The organism is Paenibacillus rhizoplanae (genome assembly GCF_042684125.1).
GTDB lineage: Bacteria > Bacillota > Bacilli > Paenibacillales > Paenibacillaceae > Paenibacillus_AQ > Paenibacillus_AQ rhizoplanae.
In genome coordinates, this window is record NZ_JBHUKY010000041.1 from 25858 (window position 1) to 36428 (window position 10571).

The following is a 10571-nucleotide window of genomic DNA, read 5'->3' on the forward strand; positions in this document are numbered from 1 at the left end:
TCTCCAGAGAGAGCTAAGGGGAGGGGAAAGCTTGGGAAAATACAGCCTCAGGGCCTGCTTCATGGCTCATTCACAAAAAAAACGCAGGCGTTAAATCCCTGCGTCTCTGAATAGCTTATCTATGGAACCTCCCTCGATAATAATTCGTGTGGCCTCAGCCAGCATGGGGGCTACCGAGAGCACTGCGAACCTGCTGGAATGCTCATCCGGCAGGGCTATCGAATCTGTGACCACAATCTCGTCGATATTGGGATGGTCCATCCGCTCAAGCGCGTCTCCGGAGAACAGGCCGTGCGTAGCACAGACGATGCTGTTCCGCGCTCCCCGCTCCTTCAGGCCCTCCACCACATTGACGATGGTCGTTCCGGTATCAATGAGGTCCTCTATAATGATCGGCGTTCTGCCTTCCACATCCCCGATGACATGCGTAATTACCGATTCATTATGGGCCGGACGTTTCTTGATCATGATGGCGAACGGCGAATCCAGCCGGCTGGCCAGCTTCTCCGCCATGGAGGCGCGTCCCGCATCCGGCGATACTACGACCAGATCGGTAAGACCCTTCACCTTCAAATAACCGCTGATCAGATCGAGCGCTGTCAGATGGTCCACCGGGATATTGAAGAATCCCTGAATAGCTGCGGCGTGCAGATCAATGGTAATTACGCGGGTCGCCCCTGCTGTGGTCAGCACATCGGCGACCATTTTGGCCGAGATCGGCTCACGCGGTGCGGATTTGCGTTCCTGCCGGGCATACCCGTAATAAGGGACGATAATGTTCACTGTTCTTGCCGATGCACGTTTGGCTGCATCAATCATGACCAGCAGCTCTACAAACAGCTCGTTAATCGGATGAGCCAGGGATTGCACCAAAAATACGTCGCAGTTCCGGATGCTCTCTTCATAATGCACATAAATCTCGCCGCTTTTGAAACGTGTCAGCTTGATCAGGCCAAGCGGTGCACCAAGGCGCTCCGCGATGTCAGCGGCCAGCTTCGGATTCGACGAACCGGAAAAAATCCGTAATTGATGATGCATAGTACCCTCCTGGGATTATAAATTTATACGTTGAACGGAACAGATGTACGGCGGCGTCCTTCAAAGACGGCCAGTTCGCGGAAGCCGGTGCGCCAGAGCATGTCCCGGGCCTCTGTTAAGCCGTCTCCCAGCTTCATGGGATCATGCGCATCAGAGCCAACCGTGAGCGGAATGCCTAGCTCCAGCGCCTGGACGAGCACATGCTCTGCCGGGAACATCTCGGCACACGGCTTGGTCAGCCCGGAAGCATTCAGCTCCATGGCGATTCCGCTGCGGGCGATGATCTTCAGCGTATCCAGCTCAAGCGCTCTGGCCTCCGCCAGGTCCTCCGGCGTCCGGGGTCCGTAACCGAACCTTTTGATGACATCCATATGTCCTATAATATCATATAATCCCGATAACGCCGACTTCTGTACAGCATCATAATAGCGGCGGTATACGTCCATTACATCCTGACCTTCCCAGCCATGGGTCTGCCGGTGGTCCGTAATATCCCATTCCCCAAGGAAATGTACAGACCCGATCAGATAATCCCACGGATACGGTGCCAAAAGCTCGCGGATCTGATCCTCATATCCTTCGATATAATCCGCTTCAAGCCCTACACGCAGCTCAATCGTTCCACGGTAACGCTCCTTCAGCGTAAGGCATTCCTCCACATAACGCGGAAGCTCCGCAAGAGGCATAGCCATCTCGGGATAGTAGTGGTCCGGGTCGACATGGATAAGCGGCAGATGATCCGACAGCCCGAGCTGATCCAGACCCAGAGCGATGCCCCGCTGCACATACTCCTCCAGCTTCCCGACGGCATGGCCGCAGCGTTCATGATGGGTATGATAATCGATGTGCATGCTGAAGTGTCCTCCTAATCCCGCCGCGGCCGTTCATGGCGGGCGCTCAGCTCTTCCAGAATCTCATCCAGCGGAAGCTTGCGCTCCTGAAGCAGCACCAGCAGGTGATAGATCAGATCGCTGACCTCCAGGCGCAGCTCAGCATTATCTTTATTTTTGGCGGCAATGATCGTCTCGGAAGCTTCCTCACCGACCTTCTTCAGGATCTTATCCACACCCTTATCGAACAGATAAGTGGTGTAAGCCCCCTCAGGACGGTTCACCTCACGCTCGGCAATGACACGCTCCAGCTCACCGAGTACCGCAAACCGGCCGCTCTCTGTGTCAGCAGTATTCACGGCAGCCCCGGCAGTGTCAGCTACGGTTGCCGATGAATCGAGCGGAATCTCGCGGAAGAAGCAGCTGTTCTCCCCGGTATGGCAGGCCGGACCCTCCGGCACTACCTTCACCAGCAGCGTATCGCTGTCACAATCGTAATGGATCGAGGTGATTGCCTGCGTATTGCCGGACGTCCCCCCCTTATGCCACAGCTCGCTGCGTGAACGGCTCCAGAACCAGGTCTGGCCGCTCGTAAGTGAGCGCTGCAGCGACTCAGGATTCATATAGGCGAACATTAATACCTCCAGGGTGCGCGCATCCTGAATGACAGCAGGCAGCAGGCCAGATTCATTCCAGCGGATGCCTGACACTGCCTCCTGCTGGCTTAGTGCGATATCCTTCTTGTCCTCGCTCATCGGATCTCTACTCCTCTTTGCTTCAGATCAGCCTTCAGATCATGAATAGCAATCTCTTTATAGTGAAAAATGGTTGCCGCAAGTCCGGCATCTGCCCGGCCTTCCGTAAATACATCATAGAAATGCTCGATTTTCCCGGCCCCGCCAGAAGCAATGACAGGAATACTCAGCAGGTCGCTGACCGCCGCTGTCAGCTTCAGGTCGAAGCCGTCCTTGGTCCCGTCCGCGTCCATACTCGTAAGCAGAATCTCACCCGCGCCCAGCCGCTCGGCTTCCTTGGCCCAGTTCAAAGCCCGGATGCCCGTAGGCGTACGTCCGCCGTGCGTATACACTTCCCATTCGCCCCAAGCCTCATTATATTTGGCATCCATCGCCACTACAATGCACTGGGAGCCGAAGTGACGGGCCCCTTCCAGGATAAGTTGGGGGTTATTGACAGCGGCCGTGTTGATGCCGATTTTGTCCGCTCCGGCACGCAGAATCCGCTTCATGTCTTCCGGGGTCGAAATACCCCCGCCCACCGTGAAAGGAATGGCAATCTCTCCCGCCGTCTGCCGCACCACTTCTATCATGGTCGCTCTGCCTTCCACAGAAGCGGAAATATCCAGGAATACCAGCTCATCCGCGCCCTCGCGGTCGTACAGCGCCGCAAGCTCCACCGGATCTCCGGCATCGCGCAGATTCACAAAATTCACGCCTTTTACCACACGCCCGTCCTTCACATCCAGACAGGGAATAATCCGTTTCGCCAACATTCCAAGACCCCTCCCTAGTATAAGACTTACCGCAATCCGGAGGACTGGCCCAGGGCCTGTAGCGCTTCAGCCAGATCAATATTACCGGTATACAGCGCCTTGCCCACAATCGCCCCGCCGATTCCGCTGCCGCTATGTACGTTCAGGCGCTGCAGATCATTAAGGCTGGTCACGCCGCCGGAGGCGATTACGCTGCGGCCGCTTGCCTTGGCCATAGAGAGAATACCTTCCACGTTCGGCCCCTGCATCATCCCGTCGCGGGAGATATCGGTATAGATGAAGGTCTCTGCGCCTTTGGCGGCCAGCTCCCTGGCCAGGTCTTCCGCGCGAACCTCCGACGTATTAAGCCAGCCGTGCGTAGCCACATAGCCGTTGCGCGCATCGATGCCGATGGCTACTTTGTCGCCGTATTTGGCAAGAACCGCTTCTGTAAACGCCTGATCATTAATGGCTGCCGTTCCGATAATTACACGGCTGATACCAAGACCCAGCAGCTTCTCCACATCGGCAAGTGTACGGAGACCGCCGCCGACCTGTACAGGAACATTCGCGTGCTTGGCAATGGATCCAATGATGGCATCATTTACGGGGCAGCCTGCTTTGGCTCCGTCCAGATCCACCAGATGGATATACTGTCCGCCCTGCTCTTCCCATGACTTAGCCACCTCTACCGGACTGTCGTTATAGATCGTCTCTTGGGCATAATCGCCCTGCTGTAGCCGGACACACTTGCCGTCCCGGATATCAATCGCCGGATATAGGATAAAAGAAGACATGAATACTCCCCGCTTTCATTGCAAATTAGTGATTCAGGCAGGCTAAGCCTGCTGTGCCTGGAGCTGCAGGAAATTACCCAGCAGCTTGATGCCAAGCTCCCCGCTCTTCTCCGGGTGGAACTGCATCCCGTATACATTATCGCGCCCCACGATAGCCGTTACCGGATGTCCATAGTCTGTGACGGCCAGCAGATCGCCGTCCGCCGCGAGTGCATGATAGGAGTGCACGAAGTACACATGGCCCTCCGTCAGGCCGGCCAGCAGCGGACTCTCCGGCTGGCGGAAGCTCAGCTTGTTCCAGCCCATATGCGGCACCTTGTATCCGTCCCGGGGGGCGAAGCGTACCACTGCGCCAGGCAAAAGCTCCAGCCCCTTATGCTCGCCGTGCTCCTCGCTGCTGCTGAACAGCAGCTGCATCCCGAGGCAGATGCCCAGCACCGGCTGTCCCGCTTCTGCTGCAGCCCGGACGACATCGTCCATTCCGCTCTCCCGTAAGTGCTCCATCGCATCGCCAAAGGCACCGACACCGGGCAGAATCACGCTGTCTGCGGCCAGAATGGCAGCGGCATCGGCCGTTACAAGACTCGTATAGCCCAGCCGCTCTACCGCCTTACTGACACTGTGCAGATTGCCCATGCCATAATCGACGATTGCAACAGCCATGCTACAGCACTCCCTTCGTCGAAGGTACGCCCTTCACCCGGGGATCAACCAATGTCGCCTCATCCAGCGCCCGTCCCAGCGCCTTGAAGACCGCTTCAATCATGTGGTGGGTGTTGGAGCCGTAATGTACGATGACATGCAGCGTAATTCTGGCTTCCAGCGCGAATTTCCAGAGAAATTCATGAACGAGCTCCGTAGAGAAGCTGCCCACCTGCTGTGAAGGATACTCCGCCCGGTATTCAAAATGCGGCCGGTTGCTGATATCAATCACTACCTGAGCCAGCGCTTCATCCATAGGGACGAAGACACTTGCATAACGTTTAATCCCTTTTTTGTCGCCCAGCGCTTCGCGCAGAGCCTGTCCCAGACAGATGCCGATGTCCTCTACCGTGTGGTGGTCATCAATATCAATATCGCCCCGGGCCTGCACGTTCAGGTCAAACTGTCCATGCTTCGTGAACAGATCCAGCATATGATTCAAGAAAGGCACATCGGTCTCCAGTTCCGAGACCCCGCTGCCGTCTACGGCAAAGGTTAACTTGATGTCCGTTTCGTTGGTTGTACGGCTAAGTCCGGCCTTTCGCAGCGCCTGTTCGTTATTATTGTTCTCCATTTCCGTCTCCACCTCTCGCTTCCTTCTCCAGCCGGATTTCAATTGCACGTGCATGGCCCTCCAGCCCCTCACGCCGGGCAAGCTCCATAATTGCCGCCCCGTCCCGCAGCAGCGCTTCCTTGCTGTAATAGATCAGACTGGATTTCTTAATGAAATCATCCACATCTACAGGTGAGGAGAACCGCGCTGTGCCATTCGTCGGTATGATATGGTTCGGTCCGGCGAAGTAGTCGCCGACCGGCTCCGAGCTGTACGGCCCGAGGAAGATCGCCCCGGCGTTCTCAATCGCGCCGGTCAGCCCCATCGGGTCGTTCACGACAATCTCCAGATGCTCCGGCGCCAGCCGGTTGACCACGGAGATGCCCTCCTCAAGCGAGTCCACGACGATAATCGCGCCGTAGTTCTCTACCGAGGCCCGCGCGATGGCTTCGCGCGGCAACGTCTGCAGCTGCCGCTCGACCTCGGCAGCCACTGCCTCCGCGAGACGCTGCGACGGCGTCACAAGGATCGCCGACGCCATCTCGTCGTGCTCGGCCTGCGAGAGCAGGTCGGCCGCGATGTAGGCGGCCTCGGCGGTATCGTCGGCGAGCACGACGATCTCGCTCGGTCCGGCGATGCTGTCGATGTCGACAGCGCCGTAGACCTCGCGCTTGGCCAGGGCCACGTAGATGTTCCCTGGCCCGCAGATCTTATCGACCGGCACGATCGACTCCGTGCCGAAGGCCAGGGCGGCGATCGCCTGCGCGCCGCCCACGCGGTAGATCTCATGTACGCCCGCTTCAGCGGCGGCCACGAGAATATAGGGATCAATGCCTTCGGAGCCGCCCGTCGAAGGCGGCGTCACCATTACAATCTCCGGCACCCCGGCAATCTGTGCCGGAATCACGTTCATCAGCACCGAGGACGGGTATGCCGCCTTGCCGCCGGGAACATAGACGCCCACGCGCTTCAGCGGGCGGATGATCTGGCCGAGGATCGTGCCGTCCGGCTGCAGATCCATCCAGGAATTGCGTTTCTGCCGCGCATGGAACGCACGAATGTTCACGGCTGCCGCGCGGATCGCCGTCACGAAGGACTCCTCTACCCGGCCATAGGCGGCCTCAAGCTCCTCCGGCTTGACGCGCAGCTGCGCTGGCGTCAGTGCGGCGCCGTCGAAGCGCTCCGTATACCGGAGCAGCGCCGCATCGCCTTCCTGCTTGATATCGGCCACGATTTCACGTACGGCCTTATTCTGCTCCGGCGTGCCGTATTCCACTTCACGCTGCAGCTTAAATTCCTTACTGGACTGGACCTTCACCGCCGCTTCCCCCTTGAACTCTATAATTGTGCTTAGCTTATTTCACCTGCAGCCCCGGTCCTGCAATAACAGCCTGCAGCCGGTCGCATAGCTGTTGAATCTCCTCATTCTTCATCCGGTAGCTCACCCGGTTCGCCACCAGGCGGCTGGTGATCTCGAAGATGCTTGTCATCTCCACCAGCCCGTTATCCTTCAGCGTCTGGCCGGTCTCCACCATATCCACGATCCGGTCAGCCAGCCCGATCAGCGGCGCCAGCTCGATAGAGCCGTTCAGCTTCACAACCTCCACCTGCTGGCCTTGCTCACGGAAATACCGCGAAGCCACGTTCGGGTACTTGGTGGCGACCCGCTGCTGAATGCCCGGCTGCCAGTTCGGAAGCCCGATGATCGACATCCGGCAACGGGCGATCCCGAGATCCAGCAGCTCGTACACATCGCGGCTCTCCTCCAGCAATACATCTTTGCCGACAATCCCGATATCCGCCACTCCATATTCTACATAAGTGGGCACATCCACCGGCTTAGCAAGAATGAACTCCATTCCGGCCTCCGGCAATGAAATCACCAGCTTGCGCGACTCTTCTCCGTCCGGAGGAATCGGCAGTCCCGCCTGGCGGAACAGCTCTGCCGCTTTATTATAAATCCGGCCTTTCGGCATGGCTACCTTAAGAATCTGTGCCATCAATACCCGCCCCCGTTTCGTATTTCAGCTTCTCTTCATCATATCAAAAATTACACGCACCAGCTCCGCTCACCCATGCTCGCTGACAAACGACACGAACGTGTATATCTCGCCGTACAGCTCGCCCTCTGCCTGAATAGTATCCGCATCCAGCCGCTTCACAGTCTTCAGCTCCTCCGGGCCGGCCGCCAGCCGTGTGACCACAACATGCCCTTCCGACCGCAGCCTCGCGGCTTCCGCAAGGCCCTCCTGGCGCCGGAGTGCATCGTACTGGACCAAAATCGGCAGTTCTTCCTCTTCCGGCAGCCCGGAGACGCCATCCAGAATGCGGTTAGTCTTCAGGGAGAAGCCGGTGGAGGGAATCGGACGCCCGAATTGCTGCAGCAGGTTGTCATACCGGCCGCCGCTGCATACCGGGAAGCCCAGCTCGGAAGCGTACCCCTCGAAGGTCATGCCCGTATAGTAAGAGAAATCACCGATCATCGTCAGATCAATCAGCACATGCTGCGAGACACCGTACGCAACCAGCACCTCCCATACCTTGCACAGATGCTCAATCGACGCGCGCGCCAGCGGGTGGTTGCTCAGCTCCAGCGCTTGTCCGCAGATCTCCTTGCCACCGCGCAGCCGCAGCAGTCCGTCCAGCTCCTGCTTCTGGGCAGTAGGTAGCTCAAGACGCCGCAGCGTCTCACGGAAGGCGACATAATCGCGGCTGAGCAGATGGCTCTTCAGCTCCTCCTGAGCCTGCGGCAGGCCCGATACCGCCTCCTGGAAGAGACCATCGAGGAAGCCGACATGTCCGATTGCAATTTTAAAAGACTTTACGCCCGCTGCCTGCAGTGAAGCAATCGCCAGTGCAACTACCTCCGCGTCAGCCTCCGGCGAATCATCACCGACAAGCTCTACACCGGTCTGAAAGAATTCCGCCTCCCGCCCGGCCTCTTCTTCAATCGCCCGAAAGACGTTGGCATGGTAGGACAGACGCAGCGGCAGCGGCTCATCCTTCAATAGAGAGGAGACCACACGGGCTACAGGTGCTGTCATTTCCGAACGCAGCACCAGCGCCTGCCCACGGTTGTTAAGTAATTTATACAGCTTCTGATCAGATGTAGAGCTGGCTACACCGACCGTATCGTAATATTCAAGAGTAGGCGTAATCATCTGCCGGTAGCCCCAGCGGCTCATACAGTGAAGTACATCCTTCTCAATCTTGCGCAGCTTCGTTACCGCACGCGGGAGATAATCCCTTACGCCGGCAGGCTTTTCAAATCCTTTTGGTTTGGCCATTTTCATTGTTCACCTCATCGGATATGTTAAAGGGTTATCACTGAATGCTTTATCATGGTAAAGTGGTAGCAAAGTAAAGTAGTGGCAATATCGTATCACGGACTATCCTTTTGCGTCAACAATTCGCTTGAATTCCAGAGTTCCTTTTGCCACCGGGATAAGCGGAGAATATAATAGGTTAATATGATTGTACTTTATTTCCTCCATGAAGTATTCCCGGCATCTAATTCAGAAGCAGAAAGAAGGACTGACGGCTTGAGTACATCCTATATGATTGGCGTTGATATTGGAACCACCAGCACTAAGGCTGTCCTCTTTGAGGAGAATGGAACAATTGTCGCTCAGAGCAATCAGGGCTATCCGCTGCATCAGCCCTACCCCTCTGTCGCAGAACAGGACCCGGAGCAGATTCTGGAAGCCGTAATTCATACTATAGCCTCGGTCATGCAGGAGAGCCTTGCCGCACCTGAAGCCATTCTGCTGGTCTCCTTCAGCTCCGCTATGCATAGCGTCATCGCTGTAGATGCTTCGGGCAAGCCGCTGACCGCCTGCATCACCTGGGCCGATAACCGGAGCAGCCGCTGTGCCCGGCGGTTGAAGGATGAACTGAACGGACATGAGCTGTATCTGCGGACAGGAACGCCTATACATCCCATGTCTCCCATCACCAAGCTGATGTGGCTGGGCGAGGAGCAGCCCGAGCTGTTCCGCCAGACCTACAAGTTCATCTCCATCAAAGAATATATTTTCTTCAGATTGTTCGGTGAATATGTGATCGACCATTCCATCGCCTCGGCCACCGGCATGTTCAATCTGGAGAAGCTCGATTGGGACGAGGAGGCGCTGCGGATTGCCGGTGTTACCCCGCAGCGGCTATCCCGTCCGGTTCCGACCACCCATATCCTGCAGGGACTGCTTCCAGAGCTTACCGGGAAGCTGGGTCTGCTCAAGGACACCCCGTTTGTAGTGGGCGCCAGTGACGGCGTCCTGTCCAACTTGGGCGTAGGTGCAATAGAGCCGGGAGTTATCGCTGCAACTATAGGCACAAGCGGCGCCATCCGTACTGTAGTAGACCATCCTCTGACTGATCCCAAAGGACGGATCTTCTGCTACGCCCTGACAGACAAGCACTGGGTGATTGGCGGCCCTGTGAATAACGGGGGGATGCTCTTCCGCTGGGTGCGTGATGAGTTCGCCGCTTCTGAAGTGGAGACCGCGAAGCGCCTCGGCATTGATCCCTACGAAGTATTAACCCGGATTGCCGAGCAGGTGCCGCCCGGCAGTAACGGACTACTCTTCCATCCGTATCTGACCGGGGAACGCGCACCGCTGTGGAATCCCGATGCCCGCGGCTCCTTCTTCGGGTTAAGCATGAATCACCGCAAGGAGCATATGATCCGTGCGGTGCTGGAAGGTGTCATCTTCAACATGTACACCGTGTTGCTTGCTATGGAGGAATGTATCGGCGAGCCCGTTAGAATTCTTGCTACCGGCGGCTTCGCCCGCTCAGCTCTATGGAGGCAGATGATGGCGGATATTTTCGATCAGGAGGTGGTCGTCCCTGAGAGCTTCGAGAGCTCATGCCTCGGCGCAGTCGTACTCGGATTATACGCCATCCGGCGGATCGATTCCTTCGATGCTGTCTTCAGCATGATTGGCTCTACTCACCGGCATGAGCCGGTTACAGCCCACGCCAAAGCCTACAAACAGCTGCTGCCCATCTTCATCTCAGTAACCCGCAGCCTGGAGGACCAATATCAGGCTATCGCCGACTTCCAGCGGGAGCAGGCCGGAGAACAGCCCGGCTAACCGTGATCTTCAGAATCACCCGTTTACAACAACAAAGCGCCGGCTGGCCGCAGATGCGGCCAGCCG

The 10571-nt window shown here is 57.2% G+C and carries 11 protein-coding genes; 1 reads left to right on the plus strand and 10 read right to left on the minus strand.

The genetic code is table 11. From position 1 onward, the window contains the following. Positions 1-90: 90 nt before the first annotated feature. From ACFSX3_RS22290 to ACFSX3_RS22335, 10 genes are all read right to left on the minus strand, one after another. Positions 91-1038 carry a ribose-phosphate diphosphokinase gene (locus ACFSX3_RS22290; RefSeq protein WP_173135697.1) on the minus strand — a complete coding sequence of 316 codons (948 nt, stop codon included), beginning with the start codon at positions 1036-1038 and terminating at the stop codon, positions 91-93. A 23-nt stretch (positions 1039-1061) separates the two neighbouring features. Beyond that, positions 1062-1889, minus strand: coding sequence for a histidinol-phosphatase HisJ (gene hisJ / locus ACFSX3_RS22295; RefSeq protein ID WP_209994473.1), 828 nt, complete (start codon positions 1887-1889; stop codon positions 1062-1064). A 14-nt stretch (positions 1890-1903) separates the two neighbouring features. Continuing rightward, positions 1904-2623: a bifunctional phosphoribosyl-AMP cyclohydrolase/phosphoribosyl-ATP diphosphatase HisIE gene (gene hisIE / locus ACFSX3_RS22300; RefSeq protein ID WP_209994474.1), complete on the minus strand. Its 720-nt coding sequence runs from the start codon at positions 2621-2623 to the stop codon at positions 1904-1906. Continuing rightward, positions 2620-3378 carry an imidazole glycerol phosphate synthase subunit HisF gene (hisF, locus tag ACFSX3_RS22305; protein WP_209994475.1) on the minus strand — a complete coding sequence of 253 codons (759 nt, stop codon included), beginning with the start codon at positions 3376-3378 and terminating at the stop codon, positions 2620-2622. The genes hisIE and hisF overlap by 4 nt, the downstream gene beginning before the upstream one ends. Positions 3379-3404: 26 nt before the next feature. Next, positions 3405-4154, minus strand: a complete 750-nt coding sequence (gene hisA / locus ACFSX3_RS22310) for a 1-(5-phosphoribosyl)-5-[(5-phosphoribosylamino)methylideneamino]imidazole-4-carboxamide isomerase (protein WP_209994476.1) — start codon at positions 4152-4154, stop codon at positions 3405-3407. Between the two features lie 42 nt (positions 4155-4196). Next, positions 4197-4817, minus strand: a complete 621-nt coding sequence (hisH, locus tag ACFSX3_RS22315) for an imidazole glycerol phosphate synthase subunit HisH (RefSeq protein WP_209994477.1) — start codon at positions 4815-4817, stop codon at positions 4197-4199. A 1-nt stretch (position 4818) separates the two neighbouring features. Continuing rightward, on the minus strand, positions 4819-5430 hold the full coding sequence (gene hisB, locus ACFSX3_RS22320) for an imidazoleglycerol-phosphate dehydratase HisB (protein ID WP_246553205.1): 612 nt from the start codon (positions 5428-5430) through the stop codon (positions 4819-4821). Continuing rightward, on the minus strand, positions 5417-6727 hold the full coding sequence (hisD, locus tag ACFSX3_RS22325; protein WP_209994478.1) for a histidinol dehydrogenase: 1311 nt from the start codon (positions 6725-6727) through the stop codon (positions 5417-5419). Before hisD ends, hisB begins: the two co-directional genes overlap by 14 nt. 37 nt (positions 6728-6764) lie before the next feature. Continuing rightward, the gene (gene hisG / locus ACFSX3_RS22330; RefSeq protein WP_209994480.1) at positions 6765-7409 is read right to left on the minus strand and encodes an ATP phosphoribosyltransferase; all 645 of its coding nucleotides are present in this window, start codon (positions 7407-7409) and stop codon (positions 6765-6767) included. A 69-nt stretch (positions 7410-7478) separates the two neighbouring features. Continuing rightward, positions 7479-8696, minus strand: a complete 1218-nt coding sequence (locus ACFSX3_RS22335; protein ID WP_209994482.1) for an ATP phosphoribosyltransferase regulatory subunit — start codon at positions 8694-8696, stop codon at positions 7479-7481. Positions 8697-8966: 270 nt separating this feature from the next. Here ACFSX3_RS22335 and gntK point away from each other — a divergent pair, with 270 nt between their 5' ends. Beyond that, positions 8967-10505 (plus strand): gluconokinase, encoded by a 1539-nt coding sequence (gene gntK, locus ACFSX3_RS22340; RefSeq protein WP_379259023.1) that lies wholly within the window; start codon positions 8967-8969, stop codon positions 10503-10505. Positions 10506-10571 lie beyond the last annotated feature (66 nt).

What these genes read in the sequence shown, in the direction of transcription:
- hisH (WP_209994477.1), bottom strand. Translation starts at nt 4,817, where the DNA reads ATGGCTGTTGCAATCGTCGATTATGGCATGGGCAATCTGCACAGTGTC.
- hisJ (WP_209994473.1), bottom strand. Translation starts at nt 1,889, where the DNA reads ATGCACATCGATTATCATACCCATCATGAACGCTGCGGCCATGCCGTC.
- ACFSX3_RS22290 (WP_173135697.1), bottom strand. Translation starts at nt 1,038, where the DNA reads ATGCATCATCAATTACGGATTTTTTCCGGTTCGTCGAATCCGAAGCTG.
- hisG (WP_209994480.1), bottom strand. Translation starts at nt 7,409, where the DNA reads ATGGCACAGATTCTTAAGGTAGCCATGCCGAAAGGCCGGATTTATAAT.
- hisF (WP_209994475.1), bottom strand. Translation starts at nt 3,378, where the DNA reads ATGTTGGCGAAACGGATTATTCCCTGTCTGGATGTGAAGGACGGGCGT.
- ACFSX3_RS22335 (WP_209994482.1), bottom strand. Translation starts at nt 8,696, where the DNA reads ATGGCCAAACCAAAAGGATTTGAAAAGCCTGCCGGCGTAAGGGATTAT.
- hisB (WP_246553205.1), bottom strand. Translation starts at nt 5,430, where the DNA reads ATGGAGAACAATAATAACGAACAGGCGCTGCGAAAGGCCGGACTTAGC.
- gntK (WP_379259023.1), top strand. Translation starts at nt 8,967, where the DNA reads ATGATTGGCGTTGATATTGGAACCACCAGCACTAAGGCTGTCCTCTTT.
- hisA (WP_209994476.1), bottom strand. Translation starts at nt 4,154, where the DNA reads ATGTCTTCTTTTATCCTATATCCGGCGATTGATATCCGGGACGGCAAG.
- hisIE (WP_209994474.1), bottom strand. Translation starts at nt 2,623, where the DNA reads ATGAGCGAGGACAAGAAGGATATCGCACTAAGCCAGCAGGAGGCAGTG.